Source organism: Fredinandcohnia onubensis (assembly GCF_002734285.1).
Lineage (GTDB): Bacteria > Bacillota > Bacilli > Bacillales > Bacillaceae_L > Ferdinandcohnia > Ferdinandcohnia onubensis_A.
In genome coordinates this window covers 165,639-187,502 of the sequence record NZ_NSEA01000003.1, presented here as the reverse complement: position 1 = coordinate 187,502, position 21,864 = coordinate 165,639, and the positions used below count along the sequence as shown (strand labels likewise).

Sequence of the window (21,864 nt, the reverse complement as noted above, 5' to 3'; positions counted from 1 at the left end):
ATAAAGGCTGTTTTTTTAATTTGGATTAATAGTGGCTCTCAAGTCTGCCAGCAAGAGCTTCTTTTGGTTGATAACCGACTACTTTATCTACAACTTCACCGTTTTTAATTACAAGTAAAGTTGGGATGCTCATTACGCCAAACTTCGCTGCAGTTTCTTGGTTTTCATCTACATCGAGTTTCACGATTTTCACTTTGTCACCAATTTCAGTGTCTAATTCTTCTAATACTGGAGCAATCATTTTACATGGTCCACACCAAGGTGCCCAGAAGTCTGCAAGTACTAATCCATCTTTTGTTTCTGCATCAAAATTTTGGTCTGTTACGTTTGTAATAGCCATTTAAACCCCTCCTAATAAGTAGCAACATTGAAATTCTACCAAGAGTATACCATCTGGAATGTCATTTTACGAATGTTTTGCTTCAAAATGAACAGTTAACTAATTCAGCGATGATAAGATTAGACACTATACTTCATACATAGTCATCTTCCCCAACTTTTTAAGCTGTTATGTATGTAAATAATAGAGGGTATAGACATCCGTTTTGAGTGTAGCCAATAAAAAAAGACGTCCCGGAGGACGTCTCAGGCTGTCGAGAAAGTCTCGACAGCCTTTATTCTTTTGAGTTACTTCGCCAATTCACCGCGTTAATATGTTATAATATAGTTAATAAATTGGGGTTGGTGATATTGTGTTAAATACTAGGGAAAATACACAAAATGAAATTGAATTTGTATCAATTGACGAACTTGTTCCTGATAACCATCTGTTACGAAAAATAGATAAATACATAGATTTTTCTTTTATAATTGAAAGAGTAAAACCTTACTACTCTGAAGATAATGGTCGACCTTCGATCGACCCTCTTGTTCTATTTAAAATGATGTTTATTGGATATTTTTATGGTATCCGTTCCGAAAGACAGCTTGAACAAGAGATAAAACTTAATGTCGCATATCGTTGGTTTTTAGGTCTAAGATTTAAAGATCCTGTACCACATCATTCCACAATAAGCTGGAATCGTCATAAGCGTTTTAAAGATACAGACATCTTCCAAGAAATCTTTGGTGAAATTGTTCTTCTTGCAATGAATCACAAAATGGTTGGTGGAAAAGTCTTATTTACGGACTCCACTCATCTCAAAGCAAATGCAAATAAACATAAATTTACAAGGGAAGAAGTTGAAGTAGAAACTCGTGAATATTTAGATGAGCTAAATAAGGCAATTGAAGAAGATCGTGCTGAACATGGAAAAAAGCCTTTAAAGGAAAAGAAGGAGGTGAAAGAAACAAAAGAGATTAGGGTAAGTACCACAGATCCAGAAAGTGGGTTTATGTCGCGAGACAATAAGCAGGAGATGTTCTGTTATTTAGACCATCGGACAACGGATCTGAAGTTTAACATTATAACTGATGCATTCGTAACTCCAGGTAATGTCCATGATTCAATACCATATCTAGGCCGTTTAGATCGTCAAATCTTACGATTTAACTTTAATGTGGAAGCTGTTGGTCTTGACTCTGGATACTTAACTAATCCGATTTGTAAAGGATTATCAGATCGTAAGATCTTTGGAGTTATTGCCCACAGAAGGTACCAACCAACAAAAGGACTCTTTCCAAAATGGAAGTTTAAATATAATAAAGAAAATGATATTTATGTTTGTCCAAATAGCGAGGAACTAACATATCGTTCAACTACAAGAGAAGGTTACCGGGAGTACAAGTCAGATTCTAAGAAATGTTCAACCTGCCCTCTTCTTGAACAATGCACTAGATCTCGGAATAAGCAAAAAGTTGTAACTCGTCATGTTTGGGAAGATCATAAAGATAAGGTGAGGTTAAATCGCCTCTCTCCGGAAGGTAAAGTTCTTTATAAGTATAGAAAAGAAACCGTAGAGCGAAGCTTCGCAGACTCAAAAGAGCTGCATGGGCTTCGCTACTGTAGGTTACGGGGAATTAAAAATGCTAGTGAGCAGGTATTACTTACAGCAGCCTGCCAGAACATGAAAAAGATTGCCAACCACCTAGCCAAGCAAGGCTAGATGGTTGGGAGTGATATTTTCAAGATTTTTTATAAAAAATACGTCAATTTACAACTACAATAAACACCGAAAACAAAAAAGTGTAGAGAAAAAATACCCCTTTCTCTACACTCTGAGACGTCCCGGAGGACGTCTTTTTGCGTATTGCGGCGAGGACAGCACTCCACATAGTGCCTTGCCAAAAGGCGTGTCAGCTCGACTTATGCAATTCAGCTCATCGCTTGATTAGTATACCATAAATTTTATAAAGGTAAAATGGAAAAAAATCTCTATAAATATGAAAACCTCAGCTCATATACCAAATATTATGCATTTACTTTTAGTTTCTTGAACTCTTCAGTAAGCATTGGAACTACATCAAATAAGTCACCAACGATTCCATAGTCTGCAACCTTGAAGATGTTTGCTTCAGGGTCTTTGTTGATGGCAACAATTACTTTAGAGTTGGACATTCCTGCTAAGTGCTGGATTGCTCCTGAAATACCACAAGCAATATATAGGTCTGGCGTGACAACCTTTCCTGTTTGACCAATTTGAAGAGAGTAGTCACAATAATCAGCATCACATGCTCCACGAGATGCACCTACAGCGCCACCAAGAACATTCGCTAATTCTTTTAATGGCTCAAAGCCTTCTGCACTCTTTACCCCACGTCCACCTGCGATAACTACTTTCGCTTCGGATAAATCTACACCTTCAGTTGCCTTACGCACAACTTCTTTTACGATTGTTCGTAAATCTTTAATTTCAACAGACAGAGATGAAACTTCACCCGTACGTGACTCGTCTTTTTCAAGTGGTGTAATATTGTTAGGTCGTACGGACGCAAAGATTAAACCGTCAGTCACAATTTTCTTTTCAAAAGCCTTACCTGAATAGATTGGGCGAGTAAAGACAATGTTTCCACCTGCAGATTCAATTGCTGTTACGTCTGAAATTAGACCAGAATTCAATTTACTAGCAATTTTGGGTGAAAGGTCTTTACCTAATGATGTGTGACCAAAAACTAAAGCTTCTGGTGACTCAGCCTCAATAACAGCGAGAACGGCTTGTGAGAAGCCGTCTGGTGTATATGAAGCTAATTTTGCATCTTCAACCGTTACGACTCGGTCGGCTCCGTAATGAATTAAATCATTTGTTAAAGCGCCTACAGATTCACCAACTAACACGGCAACTACTTCGCCGCCTTCTGCTACAGTTTTACCAGCTGCAATTGCTTCAAAAGATACGTTTCGTAACGCACCATCACGTGTTTCTCCTAGAACTACTACTTTTCTTGACATTATGCGTAACCCCCTAGATTCGCCTTAGTAAAATTTTGAAATCGCATACAAAGATTGCCCGAAAACTTATACCACCTTAGCTTCGCTATGAAGGAGTGAAACTAACTCTTTTACTTGATCTTCTAAATCGCCTTCAAGCACACGGCCAGCTTCTTTTTTCGGTGGAAGATAAATTTCAATTGTTTTTGTTTTTGCTTCTACATCATCTTCATCCAAATCTAGATCATCTAACTCAAGCTCATCAAGCGGCTTCTTCTTCGCTTTCATAATTCCAGGTAAAGATGGATAGCGTGGTTCATTCAACCCCTGTTGACATGTAACAAGTAATGGTAAAGTCGTTTCGATAACTTCAGAGTCACCTTCAACGTCTCTTACTACTGTTACTGTTGAACCATCGATATCAAGTTTTGTAATTGTCGTTACATAAGGAATATCTAGAATTTCCGCTACACGAGGACCAACTTGACCTGAACCACCGTCAATTGCAACGTTTCCACCTAAAATAATATCGGCATCTTTATCTTTTAGGTATTCAGCCAAAATTTTTGCAGTTGTGAACTGGTCTCCTTCTTCTAGATCATCTTCTGTATTAATCAAAACGGCTTTATCAGCACCCATCGCTAAAGCTGTGCGTAATTCTTTATCAGCTTCGTCAGTTGTGGCAACTGTGACAACAGTTACTTCGCCACCATGCGCATCACGAAGTTGGATTGCTTCTTCAACCGCATATTCATCATAAGGGTTAATAATAAATTCAGCTCCATCTTCACTGATTTGTCCATTGCTTACTACGATTTTTTCTTCAGTATCAAATGTTCTTTTCAAAATAACAAAGATGTTCATGAGTTTCCCTCCTAAAGGTATTGTGCAATTTCTTGTAATCTATTGATTATCTTCAAATCTAGTATTATTTGCCTTTAAATGTCGGCGGACGTTTTTCGATGAAGGCCGATATTCCTTCTTGTCCATCCTCTGAAATGAACATTTCTCCAAATAATACGGCTTCTCTTTTGACAGTTTCTTCATATTGTTCATTCTTCATTGAATTTAATAATTCAATGGTCGCTTTTATAGAAACAGGGCTTTTTTGAGCGATCTTCCTAGCAATTGCCATTGTTTCTTCGTGAAGATTTTCTTCTGGGAAAGCTTGATTTGCTAATCCGTACTGTACAGCCTCATCACCGCTAATTGGGTCACTTGTCCAAAGCATTTGAGCAGCTTTAGCAACACCAACATAGCGAGGCAAGCGTGCTGTCCCAGCAAAACCAGGGATAAGTCCAAGCTGTAGCTCAGGTAATCCAAGTTTTGCCTTATTGCTAACAAGGCGGAAATGGCAAGCCATTGCCAGTTCAAGACCGCCACCTAAGGCAGCTCCGTGAATACTAGCAATAATAGGTTTGGGGAATCGTTCCATTCTTTCGAATAGTGATTGACCTTGTCTTGCAAGATTTGAAAATTCTTCGCCAGAGTTTATGGTTGTAAACTCTTTTATATCCGCCCCTGCAGAGAAAAAGCGACCTTCACCTTGGATTACTAGAACTCTTACATTGTCATCCTTCTCAATGTCATCTAGTAAACTTGTAAGCTCTTTCAAAACAGCGGTTGATAATGCGTTCGCTGGAGGACGATTAATGCTAATAGTAGCAATGTACTCGGCTATCTTCACTTTTAAAAACTCCATCTACATCCCTCCTATATGTATGTACACACCTCTAGTTTTATGCTAGAGGTGTGATTTTCCACAACCATTTACTAATAGTGCATGGACTTCTTTTGCCAAGGATGGCAAGTCATATTTTTGTTCGTTCATGACCCAAGTGGTTGCAGTTTCATCGATCGAGCCGAATATCATCTGTCTTGCTAAACGGACATCCAGGTTTGGATTAAACTCACCATTTTCTTTCCCAAATTGAATAATGGAATCGATGGTTCCTAAATACCCTTTAAGTACTTCATTAATCCGGTGACGCAATTCCTTATTTGATTGTCTTAATTCAAGCTGAGTCACGGTTGCAAGATGATGATCGGCTGCTAAAAGTTCGAAATGTTTTTCAACCAATGTTAATAACTTCTCTGCCGCACTCGATTTTCCTGCTATTTCAGCTTCAATTTTTTCAATAAATTCGCCCATTTTTTCGTGGAATAAAGATACGAGAATATCTTCTTTGTTTTTAAAATATAGATATATTGTACCGTCCGCCACGCCTGCTTGCTTAGCAATTCTTGAGACTTGAGATTGATGATACCCATTCTCCGCGATAACCACTACCGCTGCGTCTATGATTTGCTTATATTTTGGTTTTGTATTTTTCAAGTTCTTACGTCCTTTCAGAAAAATGAATGAATAGTCATTCATATTTCTATAATAAAACCTAATCAAGATACTGTCAAGATTTTCTTCTCATTTGCTCTTTTAAAGTAAAGAAAAGAGCCACAGGCTCATATCATGGCTCCTCACTGATGTTTACACGAATGATGTATTTAGAGCTGATCGATCCTACTTTTCTTAATTAATTTTTGTTAGTTTTTCCTTTTCCTCTTCAACTAATACCCGGCGCAGAACTTTGCCTACAATGGTCTTCGGTAATTCTTTTCTAAATTCATATACTCTTGGAACTTTATATGCCGCTAAATGTTTGCGACAATGTTGATCAAGCTCTTCCTCTGTAAGTTGTTGGCCTTCTTTTAAAACGACGTATGCCTTTACTGTTTCCCCACGATACGGATCTGGGATACCAGCGACAACAGCCTCTTGTACTTTTTCATGTTCAAACAATACTTCCTCAATTTCTCTTGGATAAACATTAAATCCGCCAGCAATAATCATATCTTTTTTTCGGTCCACCACATAGAAAAATCCATCTTCATCCATGTAGCCTAAGTCACCTGTTAATAACCAACCATCACGAAATGTATTTTCAGTTTCTTCAGGCTTATTCCAATATCCTTTCATAACCTGAGGACCTTTTACGACTATCTCTCCAATTTCCCCTATACCAGCAGGTTCACCTGTTTCCATTGAAAGCACCGCAGCATCTGTATCCGGCCATGGTAATCCAATACTTCCGTTCACGCGATGTCCCCAAATTAAATTCGCATGTGTTACAGGGGAGGCTTCCGATAAACCATATCCTTCTACAAGCTTTCCACCAGTCACTTTTTCAAATTGTTCTTGAACTTCAAGTGGCAAAGCGGCAGAACCACTAATACAAGACTCAATCGAAGATAGATCATATTTCATTAGGTCAGGATGATTCAACAGACCAATATACATCGTTGGTGCTCCTGGAAAAAGAGTTGGCTTCTGTTTATGAATCGTTTTTAGCGTATCTTCTGCATTGAATTTCGGCATTAGGATCATTTTTGCAGCCATCATGATGGATAGGTTTAATACAGTTGTCATTCCATACACATGGAAAAATGGCAGAATGGCTAAGATGGATTCTTCTCCTTTGTTACATTTATACATCCATTTTGAACACATTATCGTATTAGCAACTAAATTCCGATGTGTTAACATAACTCCTTTTGGAAAGCCCGTTGTTCCACCTGTATACTGTAACAAAGCAAGGTCTTCTACTGGGTCAATGTCAATATCGATTTCTTTTGCTTCAGATGTTTTTATAATTTCCCTTAGTAAATGATTTGTGCCTTCATGTTCCACTTTGACTACGATACCATACTGTTTCTTTTGAATAAAAGGATAAATCATATTTTTTGGGAATGGGAGATAGTCTTTAATTTCGGTCACAATAACATGTTCAAGTTCTGTTAGCGCTTTCACTTTTGAGACGCGTGGAAATAGAATATCTAATGTAATGATTGCTTTTGAGCCTGAATCCTTTAAATGATATTCAAGTTCTCTTTCTGTATACAATGGATTTGTTTGGACGACGATTGCACCAGAAAACAAGACACCATAATAAGCAATTACACCCTGTGGACAGTTTGGCAACATAATGGCAACTCGGTCACCTTTTTTGATGCCTTGAGACACTAAATAGTTTGCAAGTTTTAAAGATTCTTCATACACTTGTGAAAAAGTTAACTCTTTTCCTTGAAAATGAACTGCGATTTTTTGAGGAAATTCACTTGCAGTTCTTTTCAAATACGCTTGAATTGGAATGTTTTCATACTCGAGTTGATGCGGAATTTCCTCAGGATAATTTGCTAACCACGGCCTTTCTAACTCCATCTAATAACCTCCCTTTAAATATTTATTTTGAGAATACGAAGGCGTATCCAAAAACCAGTTTGAATTTTCAAACCATTTATACTCATTATATTATATAGAATATTTGGTGACAATTAGAATCATGAATTGTTGCTGAAGTTTATGTCGTTTAAGGACATAAACTACATTGAACTAACCAATCGATTCATAAAAATAGGGCTGTTGGTTAATTCCCAATCAGCCCATTACCTTATAACACTAAATAAAGGATCCCAACAATAACAAATACTCCACTTACCACTAACAAAATCTTAGCTAGCTTTTCCATATTAGAAACCACCATTTCCTATCCCTGCGCCGATTACATACGAAAGCCCCACCGATATAATCATGGATATTAGTCCTACAGCACGATTATCTTGTTGTATCTCAACATCAATGTCGAATTTCGGGGTTAAGAATTCAAAAATAAAATAGCCAATTAGAAGCAGGAAGAACCCAAATACTCCCCATCCAATCATGACAAATAATGAATCATGGTTTTGGATGGAAAAGCGGAATATATTTGCGATCCCGAAAATTTTTCCTCCTGTTGCCATTGCAACTGAGAGGTTTCCTTTTTGGATTTCTTCCCAATTTTTGTATTTGGTGACCAATTCAAATATGGCCATAAACAGAACTAAACACAGTATAACAACACTGTAATTAGCAGCTGTTAACACAAATTCATTATCCCAAAATTGATCCATTATCTTCTCTCCCTACTAGAGATTACATTTCCTTGCATATTTATTTTAATTCTACTACTGTGACGCCTGTTCCACCTTCTCCGGCTTCCCCAAATCTTGTAGATTTTACGGAGCGGTGATTTTTCAAGTATTCTTGAACTCCTTGACGCAACGCACCTGTTCCTTTTCCATGGATAATAGATACACGTGGATAACCTGCAAGTAAAGCATCATCGATGTATTTTTCCACTCGTACCAAAGCATTCTCGTATCGTTCACCTCGTAAGTCTAATTCTAGACTTACGTGATAATCTCTACCCCTTACTGTTGCTAGTGGCTTAGTCTCCACTGGTTTCGGACTGCTAACAAACTCGAGGTCTTTTTCTTTAACCTTCATTTTTAAAATCCCAATTTGAACCTGCCATTCGTTATTTCCTGCCTTATCGATTAAATGACCCTTTTGGTTTAAGCTTATTACCTTTACTTCATCACCAGGTACAAGCTTTCTTTTTGCTTTGGTTGCAACAGATTGTTTATTCGTCTTGTTCGAAGTTTGCGGTACCGCATTTTCCAAACGCTTTTTCGCGTCAATCAATTGATGTTCCTTAACAAGCGATTGTTGCTCAAGCTTCATTTTACGTAAATCACGAATGACTTCTTCTGCTTCGCTAGTTGCATTTTTGATTGTTTCAGCTGCTTTTTGTTCAGCCTTTTCATATAGTTTGTCACGTTGTTCATTAAATTCGATGATTTGCTCTTGAAGCTGCTTATGAAGAATCTCTGCCTGCTTTCGGATTTCTTCTGCTTCCTCAAGCTCTTGCTCTGCATCCTTTTTACTTTTTTCCAATGAGGCGATCATATTTTCGACCGTATTCGTTTCAGAACTAATATGATTTTTGGCAGTGTGAATAATGTTATCTGATAACCCTAGTCGTTTTGAAATTTCAAATGCATTACTCCGACCAGGAACTCCGATTAAAAGCTTATATGTTGGACTTAAGGTTTCTATATCAAATTCAACACTTGCATTAATTACTCCTTCTCGGTTGTACCCATAAGCTTTTAGCTCTGGATAATGGGTTGTAGCAATAACTCTTGCACCTCTGCTATATACTTCATCAAGGATTGAAATAGCAAGGGCAGCTCCTTCTTGAGGGTCAGTTCCTGCTCCCAGCTCATCAAAAAGAACTAAGCTGTTTGCGTCGACTTGTTTTAAAATGTCTACAATGTTAACCATGTGAGAAGAAAACGTACTTAAACTTTGTTCAATTGATTGCTCATCACCAATATCAGCGTATACCGATTCAAATACAGCTATCTCTGACTCTTCCTGTGCAGGTATTTGTAGGCCTGATTGAGCCATAATCGTTAATAACCCGATTGTTTTTAAAGTGACTGTTTTCCCCCCTGTATTTGGACCCGTAATCACAATAGAAGTATAGTCCTTCCCAAGCTCAATATCATTTGGTACTACTTCTTGCGGGTCAATTAGAGGGTGACGACCTTTTTTAATGAACACATAGCCATTCCCATTGATTTTCGGCTTTGAACCCTTCACCTTTTTGCTGTAGCTCGCTTTTGTGAACATAAAATCAAGTTCCCCAAGCGTATCCACATTTTGATAGAGTGTCTCATTTTCCTCTGCTACTGCATTTGAGAGTTCTAGTAAAATCCGGTCAATTTCTTGTTTTTCCCTAACCCTAGCTTCCTGCAATACATTGTTAAGGTCGACCACTGATTGTGGTTCAATAAACAATGTTGCCCCGGAAGAGGATTGGTCATGAACGATTCCACCGTAAGTCCCACGATATTCCTGTTTAACGGGAATTACATAGCGATCATTACGAATCGTAATGATTGCATCTGAAAGTGTTTTTTGAGCCGAAGAAGAACGAATAATATGCTCTAACTTCTCCCGTATTCTTGCTTCACTGCTACGAAGTTGGGTGCGAATTCCACGCAATTTGTCACTCGCTCCATCCATAACAACTCCATTATCATCGATACAGTTTTTTATTTTTTGCCCTAGTTCAAATAAGGGGGTAATATGTTCAACTAATTCACCGAGTATCGGGACTTCAATCTCGTCCTCAATCATACCTTCAACAAACTTCTTCATTTGTCTTCCAGCATAGATAGTACCCGCTATATCTAAGAGCTCCATTGTATTTAATCCACCGCCAATACTTGCGCGCTTAATTGCAGCTCGGATATCCGTTAATCCCCCAAGAGGAACATTTCCTTTTAACCGTAATACCTTCGATGCTTCGTCCGTTTGCTCTTGTAGAAAAACAACCTCATCTACATTCGTCGAAGGAATCATTTGTTCAACTTTTTCCCTTCCTAATGAAGATGAGACGTGCTTTTTTAACTGTTCCTTTACTTTCTCAAATTCTAAAACCTTTAAAACTCGTGGCTGCATGCTGTTACTCCCTTCTTGCTACCCACAACTTTAATATGGACGTATCTCCTGAGTAGGAGGTGTATAAATAGAATTATAAATTTCTTTTTAGATAAGCCAATAGTTCATCCTTATCCCAGGTGTTAATAACACTTTCTTTTTTAATCCAACCTTTTGTTGCCGCAGAAATGCCATAACCCATATCCTCTAGCATGTCTATATTATGTGCATCTGTGTTAATCACTAGTTTTACACCTGCATCTTGTGCCTTTCTAATATAATCTGAAGAAAGGTCCAATCTATTCAAATTCGCATTTAATTCCAAGGCTGTATTCGTTTCTTTGGCTAGCTCAATTAGCATATCAACGTCCACGTCATATCCTTTTCTGCGCCCAAGTATTCTTCCAGTAGGGTGTGCGATAATATCAACATGAAGATTTTCTAATGCTGCTTTTAAGCGTTGCATAATTTTCTCCCTTGGTTGTGTAAAGCTTGAATGAATGGATGCAATTACAACATCGACATCTCGAATAATTTCATCATCATAATCTAGTCTTCCATCAGGGAGGATGTCCATTTCAACACCCGTAAAAATCGTAAAATCATCATATTTTTCATTTAATCTTTTAATTTCTTTGTGTTGTTCTAATAAACGATCGGGGGTAAGCCCGTTTGCAACACGAAGATATTGGGAATGGTCTGTAATAGCCATATAGCGGTAGCCTTTTTTCCTGCAGGCTTCAACCATCTCTTCAATCGTAAATGCTCCGTCACTCCATGATGTATGCATATGGAGGTCACCTTTAATATCTTCAAGTCGTATGTGTTCAACTTTCTGTTGAAAGGCTTCTACCTCAGAGCCATCTTCTCTTAGCTCTGGCGGGATAAAGGTGAGTCCGAAATATTGATAAAACTCTTCTTCCGTTTCAAAGGTTTTTAATTCACCTGTTTCACTATTTTCCACACCATATTCACTTATTTTTTCACCACGGTCCTTTGCTAACTGCCTCATCCTCACATTATGGTCTTTACTGCCTGTAAAATGATGAAGGGTAGTTGCAAATTCATGTGGTTTCACAAGTCGGAAATCAACCGAAATATCATAGCTATACGAAATTTGAACGGAAACCTTTGTATCTCCGCTGGCGATAACACCATTTATGCCATTAAGACTTAATAGCTGTTCCCTTACTTTTTCAGGTTCATTTGTTGCAATAATAAAATCAAGGTCCTTTATCGTTTCTCTCATTCTGCGTAGACTGCCTGCACGAGAGAATGTTTTGATTCCTTCCATCTTGCTTAATTGTTCCGCTATTTCTTCAGCGAGCGCTAGCATGAGAGCAATTGGCAAGCGGTCTGGTCGTTTGCCATATTCCTCGATGGAAGCGAGTATTTTTTCTTCTGTTTTCTTACCAAAGCCTGCAAGGTTTTGAATTTTTTCGTTTAGGCAAGCTTGTTTTAACATTTCCATATCTTCAATGCCCAGTTCTTGATAAAGCTTAGCTATTTTTTTACCGCCAAGGCCTGGCAGGTTTAACAAAGGGATGAGTCCTTCCGGCACTTTTTCTTTTAATTCATTTAGTACGTTTGAACTGCCCGTTTCTATGTACTCTGTAATCACAGCTGCGGTTCCTTTTCCTATACCTGGTAGTGCTGTGAAGTCTTCAATTGTGGATAAACTTCGATCATCATTTTCCAGTGCAGCTGCTGCTTTACGAAAAGCTGATATTTTAAATGGATTGTCCCCTTTAAGTTCCATATAAATTGCAATTGTCTCTAGTAGACGGATTACATCTTTTTTATTAATTGTCACTGTTAGCACCTACCTATCATTCCATACGATTAACTATCCAAAATGATACAGATTTTTTGCGAAAAAGTCACTTAATGAATCAGCTTTTTCATTATTGACAAAAAAAACTCCTCTAACTTAATAGAGGAGTCAGTTACTAAATACTTGTCAAATCCACATGTCTTTAATTTTTCCAGTGAAGAATGGGGTGTGTTGTACGATCATTTTCGCCATAAATGAATCATTGAGATTAGACTGAACCATTTCAACTGGTAGTAAAGCTCCGATATAAAGCACAATAAAAACAATTAGGTATACTTCAACAAATCCTAGTAGGCCTCCAGCCCACCCATTAATTTGTTTTAAAATTGGTAGATTTGCAAGGAAATCTAACATCGATCCTATGATCTGCCATAGGAACTTTGTAGCAAAGAAGATAATTGCAAAAGCTATAGCACGGTAATAAGACGTTTCTAAATTTGTACTATCAAATAAAAACTTCATTGTCTCGGCGTCACCGAATGATGGATATGGAATCCATAATACTAATTTTGGCATAAGTTCATCATAATAGAGATATGCGACGATAAATGCAACAATAAAACCAGTAAGATGAACGATTTGAAGGATAAAACCTCTTCTTAAACCAACTAAGAATCCCATTAAGAGGATGATAATCAAAACTAAATCGAACATATCACTTCAATCCTTTTCATTTTTTGCTTGTTCTAAAAGTTTTTCAAGGTTTTCATAGTCTTCTTTTAGCTTTAGATGATCATGAACAATATTAACTGCTGTTAATACTGCTAGTTTATTAATATCAAGTGTCGGGTTTTTTCCGCTAATTTCTCTCATTTTATCATCGACAATTGAGGCCACAAGGCGAATATGACTTGTGCTCTCAGACCCGATAATTGAGTATTGCTGTCCATATATATCTACAGTGGTTCTTGTTTTTTGTGGCTGTGACAAGTATTTGGCCTCCATTCTAGTCAATCCTACAGATAATAATACCATGAACGTGATATTTATGGAAAGAAATCTCAACAAACGTTATGATAGATTATGTAGAATTTTATCCATAAATAGTAGGAGATGTTATTTTTGTCTAATACTGTATTAAAATGTACCCTCGAAACAATAGAAAAAATGAAGACGCATTATAAAAGTCAATTGCAAGATAAGGTCCCACAGGGTGGATTATTTGTCGCCAAACTCCCTAGCTGTACAATTACGGCTTATAAATCTGGGAAAGTATTGTTTCAAGGAAATAGTGCTGGAAGTGAAGCTGCAAAATGGGGTAGCTCTGTTACGTCCACTAAAACGACTACAACTAAGAAACCAGTTGCAAAAAACAGTGGCTTGCCAGCCAATATCCGAACATTATCAATGGTTGGTTCAGATGAAGTTGGGACAGGTGACTACTTTGGCCCAATGACAGTCGTTGCTGCATATGTTTCCAATGATAAGTTCGAGCTATTAAAGGAACTAGGGGTTAAAGATTCAAAGGATTTAAACGACAAGCAAATATGTGAGATTGCCGAATCCATCATTCATGTCATCCCATATAGTCTGTTAATTTTACATAATGAAAAATACAATGAACTCCAAGCAAAAGGGATGACTCAAGGAAAGATGAAGGCCTTATTACATAACCAAGCAATTGGTCATGTCTTGAAAAAAATTGCACCCTCCACACCGGATGGTATTTTAATCGATCAGTTCGCTGTTCCTGACGTGTATTTTAGACATCTTTCTGGTCAAAAGGAAATAATTAAGGATAAGGTTTATTTCAGCACAAAAGCTGAGGGCGTCCACCTATCAGTCGCTGCCGCTTCAATTATCGCTCGTTATGCATTCGTAAAAGAATTTGACAAATTAAGTGAGAAGTGCGGTTTGGAGTTAAAAAAAGGGGCCGGTGCTCAGGTTGATGTGGTTGCAGCTAAGCTAATAAAAAAGCAAGGTATAGGTGCACTGCGCACGTATACCAAACTACACTTTGCAAACACAGGAAAAGCAAAGAAAATAGCTGGGATATAAAATGGAGTGGGCTACAATACCCACTCCATTTTTTTATGAACGCAATGTTGCATCAAATTTCTCTGCAACTGCCTTTAGTACTTTTTCATGTGCTTTTGTTACTTCTTCCTCTGTTAGAGTACGTTCTGGATCAAAGTATTTAATCGAGTATGCAACTGATTTTTTACCAGGCTCCATACGCTCTCCTTCATATAGGTCAAAAATCGTTACATCGCGGAGTAACTTTCCACCCGCTTCAATAATGATCTGCTTCATGTCACCTGCAGCCACTGAGGTGTCTACGACAAGTGCGATGTCACGAGTCATTGAAGGGAATCTTGGAATTGGCTGATAGTGTATTTCTTCCACATCTGCTTCTAAGACATCCTTTAATGATAATTCAACCACAGAAGTCGGTGTTAAATCTAAGTCTTTTTGGACGTTCGGATGAATTTGACCAATAAATCCAATTTCTTTGTTATCTAATAACACAGAAGCAGTCCGACCAGGATGCATATCTTCAACTCTTGCTTGAAGGAATGAAGTTCTATTTCCAAGACCTAGCTTTTCAAATAGACCTTCTACAATACCTTTAACCACATAGAAGTCAACTGCTTTTTTCTCACCCTGCCATGTTGGTGATAACCATGAACCTGTAAGAGCAATCGCAAGATGTTCTTTTTCATCAGGTAGTTCTTGATTTGGTCTAGTAATGAAGACTGCACCAGTTTCATACGTAGCTACACTGTCAATTTGGCGAGCTAGGTTATGTGAAACAACCTCTAATAAATGCGGAAGAAGACTTAATCTTAACAGACTTCTTTCTTCACTCATTGGCATCGCCAAACGAATTGGTTCACTTTGTTCAAGTGCGTATTTAGTCACTTTTTCAGCACTTGTAAGTGAATATGTGGTGCTTTGATATAAGCCTACACCTTCTAAATATCTTCTAACTAAACGACGTTTTGCTTGGTAATCCGTTAATCTACCAGGATTTGATTCGCCAATTGGAAGTGTTGTTGGAAGTTCATCATAACCGTATAACCGCGCAACTTCTTCGATTAAATCTTCTTCAATTGTAATGTCAGGTCTGCGAGTTGGTACAGTGACATGGAACGTATTATTATCCACAGTAAATGAGAATTGTAGGTTTGTAAAAATCTCTTCTACTTTTTCTTTTGTTATTTCAGTTCCTAATACTTTATTAATTCTCTCAAGTGAAACAGATACATTTACAGGTTGAATATCGAGAGTGTCAACTGCTACAACACCATCAAGAATCACACCGCCAGCAAGCTCAGCCATTAGCTCAGCAGCACGGTCGGCTGCTGCACGAGTACGATTTGGGTCAATTCCTTTTTCATAGCGAGCACTTGCCTCACTGCGTAATCCGTGATCCTTAGAAGACTTACGGATTGTACTTCCTGTAAAATAAGCAGACTCAATTAATACTGTTGTTGTGTCATTTTTAACTTCAGAATTCGCGCCACCCATTACACCAGCAAGGGCAACTGGCACCGTACCATTTGTAATGACAAGGTGTTCGTTAGTTAATGTACGCTCTACATCGTCTAATGTTGAAATCTTTTCACCGTTATTCGCACGTCTTACAAGAATTTCCTTAGAACCAAGACGGTCATAATCAAACGCGTGTAAAGGTTGACCATATTCTAATAAAATATAATTTGTAATATCAACTACATTATTGTGCGGTCGAATTCCTTCTGCCATCAGGCGTGTTTGAAGCCACAATGGTGATGGACCGATTTTAACGTTCTTTACAACTCGCGCCACATATAATGGATTATCTTCCTTTGCTTCAACTGAAATTGAAATATAGTCTTCCGCTTTTTCCTCTGAAGTTGTGACTTTCGGTTGTGGAAGTTTAACTTCTTTTCCAAGAATAGCTGCAACTTCATAAGCAACCCCCATCATGCTCATCGCATCAGCACGATTAGGTGTTAGTCCTAACTCAAGAACCTTGTCATCAAGATTTAGTTGGGCAATCGCGTCCGCTCCTGGCTCAACATCATGTGGGAAGACAAAGATTCCTTCTGCATATTCCTTTGAAACAAGTTTTGATTCAATTCCAAGCTCTTGTAGGGAACAAATCATACCATTCGATTCTTCACCACGAAGCTTTGCCTTTTTGATTTTGAAATTACCTGGAAGTATAGCCCCTACCTTTGCCACTACCACCTTTTGGCCTTTGGCAACGTTTGGTGCACCACAAATAATTTGAACAGGTTCACCTTCACCTAAATCGACTTGACATTTATTTAATTTATCAGCATTTGGATGCTGCTCACATTCTAAAACATGACCGACAACAATTCCACTAATGCCTTCCCCTAAATGATCGACACCTTCAACTTCAATTCCGCTTCTAGTGATTTTCTCTGCTAATTCTTCAGCAGTTACACCTGATAAATCAACGTATTCTTGTAACCATTTATAAGAAACAAACATGTTTTTCTCCCTCCTTAAGCCCGATTAAATTGTTTGATGAAACGATTATCATTTGTGTATAAATGACGAATATCATCAATTCCATACTTTAACATCGCAATACGCTCTGGGCCCATTCCGAACGCAAAGCCTGTATATTTCTTTGAATCAAATCCAGACATTTCAAGTACATTTGGATGAACCATACCTGCACCTAAAATTTCAATCCAGCCAGTTTTCTTACAAACATTACAGCCGTCTCCACCACATTTAAAGCATGAGATATCCATCTCTACTGAAGGCTCAGTGAATGGGAAGAAGCTTGGACGCAGACGGATTTCACGATCTTCTCCAAACATTTTCTTTGCAAACGTATTTAAAGTACCTTTAAGGTCACTCATACGAATGTTTTCATCAACAACCAATCCTTCAATTTGTGTGAATTGATGGGAATGTGTCGCATCATCATTGTCACGACGATATACTTTACCAGGACAGATGATTTTTACAGGTCCTTTTCCTTCATGCTTTTCCATTGTTCTTGCTTGAACAGGAGATGTTTGAGTACGAAGAAGAATATCCTCAGTAATATAAAATGAATCCTGCATGTCCCTTGCTGGGTGGTCCTTTGGTAAATTTAAAGCCTCAAAATTGTAATAATCTTTCTCGACTTCTGGCCCTTCCGCAATGGAATAACCCATACCGAGGAAAAGATCTTCAATTTCTTCAATTACCTTTGTAAGTGGATGAGGTCCGCCTACCTTAATTGGTCTTCCTGGTAGTGTGACATCGATTGTTTCAGAAGCGAGTCTTTTTTCAACTTCTTCTTTTTCGAGCAATTCCTGTTTTGCAGTTAATTTTTCAGTGATTTGCTCTCTTACTTCATTCACAAGCGCACCCATTTTTGGACGCTCTTCAGCAGAAAGCTTGCCCATCCCTCTTAGTACTTCAGTGATAGGTCCTTTTTTTCCTAAATACGCAACACGAATATCGTTTAATTCTTTAAGATTCGTTGAAGCTTCTACTTTTGCCAGAGCTTCATCTTTCAGCTCAAGTAATCTTTCTTGCATTAATAACTCCTCCTTTATTAGACAAAATAAAAAACCTCAATCCCAAAAAAGGGACGAGGTTTAGATTCGCGGTACCACCCTTGTTAACAATTATATAACAATAATTGTTCACTTCGTTTCGATAACGGCAAATGCCGGTACACCTTTACGTTTTGAAACAAAACGGTCCAAGTGCCAACTCAAGAGGTGAATTCACTTTCTTCTTCTATAAAAATGCTTTCAGTCACGGCATTTTCTCCCTAGATAGTGAGTGGAAAGTTACTAGTCTCAATCATTGTTTTTAGCTATATGTAAAGCATATAGATTATATTATACGTATCTTAGAGGTGCAAATCAAACCCATTTTAATTCTTTTTTCGTATAAATGGGAGATAGAGAATAAAAAACATGAACAATGCAACTATTTCCAAGGATAAAATATACCAAGGGTATGGACCCAAAAAATCGATTAGGCTTGGGTTTATTGGTTTTCGTGCAAGAAACATATAGTTTCCACCTGTTGCTTTGTTTATGAAAAAGACAACTACTGCAATAACATTTAAAGCAGTAAAGGCCTTCCACATAGATTTAATTGTAGGTCTACAATTCTCAAACCATGCCATATACAAGCTCGCTAGTATGATTGCGATATGTGCTAGAAAAAAATGAAAATAGCGATATTGTGGAAAATCATAAGCAAGTTCTGGTGTAAGCATTGCTTGCATAGCACCACCAATACCTAAGAAATACGTAATCTCAAATAAAAAAAGGTTTCGAGTTAACAACATGATGATACTTAAAAACAATGAAATGGAGCATAGCTGAAATGGCAATGAATCTACCGGATCCCATACTCCTGTTTTCAAATACCAAATGTAAAGCGATAGTTCGCTAGCTAATAAAAAGATAGCAAGGGTATAACGGATAGTCGATTTTCTCTTTATGAGTTTTGTTCGAAACATAAATAATAATATCCCTGATCCAAACAATAAACCTAACATCACAAAATGTGAAAGAGATAACCACTGAAACGGGTCTCCAATAACGGACCTTCCGAAAAAGTCGTTTATTATACTCCCCCCTCTTTACCGTAAATGATAAAGTAATATCCCCGCTGCTACTGCAACGTTTAATGATTCACTCCTACCGAAGATTGGGATATAAAGATTTTGATCTGTTTTCTCTAATAGGTCAGGTTCTACTCCATTCCCTTCATTGCCAACAATCAATGCAAATGAATCTCCAACAGACGCTTGTTTATAATCAACTGCATTTTTTAAAGATGTTCCATATACTTTAATCCCATTTTGTTTAAGCTTTAGAATGGTGTCATGTAGATTTTCTTTAATAATAGGTATATGAAATATGGAGCCTTGTGTAGAACGAATAACCTTTGAGTTATAGACATCAACGCTTCCTTCACCAATAACGACGGCATCAATTCCTGCTGCATCTGCAGTTCGAATCATTGTCCCTAGATTACCAGGATCCTGTACAGCATCTATTAATAAGAGCCTAGAGAACTTTCCACCTTCATTTAAAGAATATTGCTCACAAACGGCAGCAACTCCTTGAGAAGTATCTGTATCACTTATTTCCTGCATGATTTTTTCCGTCACAATCGTGATTGATAAATCATCTACATTCCACCCTGAAGGGATGTTAGTTGTTTCACTTATAATCAATTCTTGGATGACTACATCACTTTTTAATGCCTCTTCCACTAAATGAAATCCTTCAATCATAAAAGTTCTTGATTTATCACGTTCTTTTTTCGTATGTAGCTTTTTCCATTGTTTTATTTGAGGGTTTTTATTTGATTCGATTCGTTTCAACTTGTCAATTGCTCCTTTTTGCTGATTCTTTTTCCATTATATCCTAACAAAGATACATAATAAAACGGTATAACGTAAATCATAGTAAAGAAAAAGTTACATAGGAAAGGTGTGCATGTGAATGAACTTAAACTTAAGACATGCTGTAAAGCACAATGTCACAGGAAATTCTCAGGCTGAATTAGAAGATACAATTGTAGATGCTATCCAAAGTGGCGAAGAAAAAATGCTTCCTGGTTTAGGCGTTTTATTTGAAGTCATTTGGCAAAATGCAAGCCAAGAGGATAAGCAAGAAATGCTTTCAACATTAGAGCAAGGATTAAAGCAGTAGTTGGAAAAAGCCGATGATAAACTCATCGGCTTTACTTGTTCTTATTCGTATTTAATTTTGTTGATCGCCTCTTGATCAAGACGCTTGATTACTTCTGCAATTAACTTAACCGCATTTTCATAATCATCACGGTGAAGAATTCCCGCATGTGAATGAATGTAACGAGTTGCAATTGTAATTGCTAATGATGGAACGCCTTCTAATGTAATGTGGATTGCTCCAGCATCTGTTCCACCACCTGCAATCGCATCAAATTGGTATGGGATACTTAGCTCATCAGCCACTCCAACAACAAAATCGCGCAATCCTTTGTGAGAAACCATAGAAGCATCGTATAAAATGATTTGTGGACCTTCTCCCATCTTACTCATTGCTTCTTTTTCGGAAATACCCGGAGTATCACCCGCAATACCAACATCAACTGCAATCGCAATATCAGGTTTGATCATTGTTGCAGCCGTTTTTGCACCACGAAGACCAACTTCCTCTTGTACACAACCAACTCCATAAACAACGTTTGGATGTTCTTCATTCTCCAAATATTTTAAAACATCAATTGCAATTGCACATCCGATTCGGTTATCCCAAGCTTTTGCTAGTAGCATTTTTTCATTATTCATAACTGTGAATTCGAAATATGGTACCACCTGATCACCAGGCTTCACACCAAATTCATGTGCTTGCTCCCTACTTGATGCACCAATATCAATAAACATATCTTTGATTTCAACAGGCTTTTTACGTGCTTCAGCAGATAAGATATGTGGTGGTTTTGAGCCGATAACGCCCGTAATTTCACCTTTATTCGTGACAACGGTTACACGTTGTGCAAGCATAACCTGTGACCACCAGCCTCCAACAGTTTGGAAACGCAAAAATCCTTTATCATCTATCTGTGTAACCATGAAACCTACTTCATCTAAATGTCCTGCAATCATCACTTTTGGACCTTCTGCATTACCCGCCTTTTTGGCGATTATGCTTCCAATTCCATCGTACGAAATTTCATCAGAATATGGTGTTATGTATTTTTTCATGACTTCACGCGGCTCTCGTTCATTACCAGGAATTCCTTTTGCATCGGTAAGATCTTTAAGCATCGTTAATGTTTCATCAAGCTTTGTCATTAATAAATCACCTAACTTTCCTAAGTTTAATCGACCATTTCATTATACAGAAAATGGTGGCAATTGAGCAATCAGGGACTTTTTATTTCGTCCCACTAGACCCAAATCCACCTTCACCTCTTTCAGATGTCGCTACTTCTTCAACCTGTTGTAAATTTACCCGTGCGACTTGAGCAATGACCATTTGCGCAATTCGCATTTGCTTTTCAACCACAAAGTCCTTCTTGCCATGATTAATTAGAATAACAGCAACTTCCCCACGGTACCCTTCATCAATTGTGCCTGGGCTATTTAAGACAGTAACTGAATGTTTTAGTGATAGTCCACTTCTTGGTCTTACTTGTGCTTCGGTTCCCGGCGGAAGCTCAATTTTAATTCCCGTTTTAATTAATTCAGCCTCTCCAGGTTTAATTACTTTTTCTTCGGCAGAAAATAAATCCAATCCTGCATCACCCGGGTTTGCTTGTAACGGGAGCCTTGCATCCTCGTTTAACAGCATTACTTTTAAGTTATATGTCATTGTTAGTCCTCCTCAAAAAAAAACAAACTAAAAAAATTATAGCAAATTAATCAAAACTTGAAACCTTTTATCCGTTTCAATCGTATATGTTGGCAGATTGAGAATGGAGGGA

The 21,864-nt window shown here is 37.8% G+C and carries 20 protein-coding genes and 1 other annotated feature; of the genes, 3 read left to right on the top strand and 17 right to left on the bottom strand.

Annotated features, from left to right (window positions below; genetic code table 11):
• Window positions 1-25 precede the first annotated feature (25 nt).
• Window positions 26-340, bottom strand: a complete 315-nt coding sequence (gene trxA, locus CKJ95_RS03735; protein WP_099352058.1) for a thioredoxin — start codon at window positions 338-340, stop codon at window positions 26-28.
• 352 nt (window positions 341-692) lie between these two features.
• Here trxA and CKJ95_RS03730 point away from each other — a divergent pair, with 352 nt between their 5' ends.
• Window positions 693-2,045 (top strand): IS1182 family transposase, encoded by a 1,353-nt coding sequence (locus CKJ95_RS03730; protein ID WP_099352057.1) that lies wholly within the window; start codon window positions 693-695, stop codon window positions 2,043-2,045.
• Between the two features lie 305 nt (window positions 2,046-2,350).
• On the opposite strand, the gene CKJ95_RS03725 is transcribed toward CKJ95_RS03730, so the two are convergent.
• The 10 genes from CKJ95_RS03725 to zapA form a co-directional block, all read right to left on the bottom strand.
• Complete coding sequence (locus CKJ95_RS03725) at window positions 2,351-3,328, bottom strand: electron transfer flavoprotein subunit alpha/FixB family protein (RefSeq protein WP_099352056.1); 978 nt, start codon at window positions 3,326-3,328, stop codon at window positions 2,351-2,353.
• A gap of 66 nt (window positions 3,329-3,394) precedes the next feature.
• Window positions 3,395-4,171 carry an electron transfer flavoprotein subunit beta/FixA family protein gene (locus CKJ95_RS03720; protein ID WP_099352055.1) on the bottom strand — a complete coding sequence of 259 codons (777 nt, stop codon included), beginning with the start codon at window positions 4,169-4,171 and terminating at the stop codon, window positions 3,395-3,397.
• A gap of 64 nt (window positions 4,172-4,235) precedes the next feature.
• Window positions 4,236-5,009: an enoyl-CoA hydratase gene (locus CKJ95_RS03715; RefSeq protein ID WP_099352054.1), complete on the bottom strand. Its 774-nt coding sequence runs from the start codon at window positions 5,007-5,009 to the stop codon at window positions 4,236-4,238.
• A 42-nt stretch (window positions 5,010-5,051) separates the two neighbouring features.
• Window positions 5,052-5,642, bottom strand: coding sequence for a TetR/AcrR family transcriptional regulator (locus tag CKJ95_RS03710; protein WP_099352053.1), 591 nt, complete (start codon window positions 5,640-5,642; stop codon window positions 5,052-5,054).
• A gap of 192 nt (window positions 5,643-5,834) precedes the next feature.
• Window positions 5,835-7,523, bottom strand: a complete 1,689-nt coding sequence (locus tag CKJ95_RS03705; protein WP_099352052.1) for a long-chain-fatty-acid--CoA ligase — start codon at window positions 7,521-7,523, stop codon at window positions 5,835-5,837.
• Window positions 7,524-7,831: 308 nt separating this feature from the next.
• Window positions 7,832-8,251, bottom strand: coding sequence for a DUF350 domain-containing protein (locus tag CKJ95_RS03695; RefSeq protein ID WP_099352051.1), 420 nt, complete (start codon window positions 8,249-8,251; stop codon window positions 7,832-7,834).
• Window positions 8,252-8,291: 40 nt separating this feature from the next.
• Window positions 8,292-10,652, bottom strand: a complete 2,361-nt coding sequence (locus tag CKJ95_RS03690; RefSeq protein WP_099352050.1) for an endonuclease MutS2 — start codon at window positions 10,650-10,652, stop codon at window positions 8,292-8,294.
• A 73-nt stretch (window positions 10,653-10,725) separates the two neighbouring features.
• Window positions 10,726-12,444 carry a DNA polymerase/3'-5' exonuclease PolX gene (gene polX, locus CKJ95_RS03685; protein ID WP_099352049.1) on the bottom strand — a complete coding sequence of 573 codons (1,719 nt, stop codon included), beginning with the start codon at window positions 12,442-12,444 and terminating at the stop codon, window positions 10,726-10,728.
• Window positions 12,445-12,591: 147 nt separating this feature from the next.
• The gene (locus CKJ95_RS03680; protein ID WP_099352048.1) at window positions 12,592-13,119 is read right to left on the bottom strand and encodes a CvpA family protein; all 528 of its coding nucleotides are present in this window, start codon (window positions 13,117-13,119) and stop codon (window positions 12,592-12,594) included.
• 6 nt (window positions 13,120-13,125) lie between these two features.
• Window positions 13,126-13,395, bottom strand: coding sequence for a cell division protein ZapA (zapA, locus tag CKJ95_RS03675; RefSeq protein WP_099352047.1), 270 nt, complete (start codon window positions 13,393-13,395; stop codon window positions 13,126-13,128).
• Between the two features lie 132 nt (window positions 13,396-13,527).
• Here zapA and rnhC point away from each other — a divergent pair, with 132 nt between their 5' ends.
• A complete protein-coding gene (gene rnhC / locus CKJ95_RS03670; protein ID WP_099352046.1) occupies window positions 13,528-14,463 on the top strand; it encodes a ribonuclease HIII in 936 nt (311 codons plus the stop codon).
• 33 nt (window positions 14,464-14,496) lie between these two features.
• Here the strand turns inward: rnhC and pheT are convergent, their stop codons facing one another.
• The 4 genes from pheT to CKJ95_RS03650 form a co-directional block, all read right to left on the bottom strand.
• The gene (gene pheT / locus CKJ95_RS03665) at window positions 14,497-16,911 is read right to left on the bottom strand and encodes a phenylalanine--tRNA ligase subunit beta (protein ID WP_099352045.1); all 2,415 of its coding nucleotides are present in this window, start codon (window positions 16,909-16,911) and stop codon (window positions 14,497-14,499) included.
• Window positions 16,912-16,925: 14 nt separating this feature from the next.
• A complete protein-coding gene (pheS, locus tag CKJ95_RS03660; protein ID WP_099352044.1) occupies window positions 16,926-17,960 on the bottom strand; it encodes a phenylalanine--tRNA ligase subunit alpha in 1,035 nt (344 codons plus the stop codon).
• A gap of 46 nt (window positions 17,961-18,006) precedes the next feature.
• Window positions 18,007-18,244 (bottom strand) — a binding site (T-box leader).
• Window positions 18,245-18,304: 60 nt separating this feature from the next.
• Window positions 18,305-18,982 (bottom strand): YwaF family protein, encoded by a 678-nt coding sequence (locus CKJ95_RS03655; protein ID WP_306475354.1) that lies wholly within the window; start codon window positions 18,980-18,982, stop codon window positions 18,305-18,307.
• 42 nt (window positions 18,983-19,024) lie between these two features.
• Window positions 19,025-19,774: a TrmH family RNA methyltransferase gene (locus tag CKJ95_RS03650; RefSeq protein WP_099352042.1), complete on the bottom strand. Its 750-nt coding sequence runs from the start codon at window positions 19,772-19,774 to the stop codon at window positions 19,025-19,027.
• Between the two features lie 121 nt (window positions 19,775-19,895).
• On the opposite strand from CKJ95_RS03650, the gene sspI reads away from it, so the two are divergent.
• Window positions 19,896-20,105 (top strand): small acid-soluble spore protein SspI, encoded by a 210-nt coding sequence (sspI, locus tag CKJ95_RS03645; protein ID WP_099352041.1) that lies wholly within the window; start codon window positions 19,896-19,898, stop codon window positions 20,103-20,105.
• Window positions 20,106-20,146: 41 nt separating this feature from the next.
• Here the strand turns inward: sspI and CKJ95_RS03640 are convergent, their stop codons facing one another.
• A complete protein-coding gene (locus CKJ95_RS03640; RefSeq protein WP_099352040.1) occupies window positions 20,147-21,232 on the bottom strand; it encodes a M42 family metallopeptidase in 1,086 nt (361 codons plus the stop codon).
• Window positions 21,233-21,314: 82 nt separating this feature from the next.
• A complete protein-coding gene (dut, locus tag CKJ95_RS03635; protein ID WP_099352039.1) occupies window positions 21,315-21,752 on the bottom strand; it encodes a dUTP diphosphatase in 438 nt (145 codons plus the stop codon).
• Window positions 21,753-21,864: the final 112 nt, after the last annotated feature.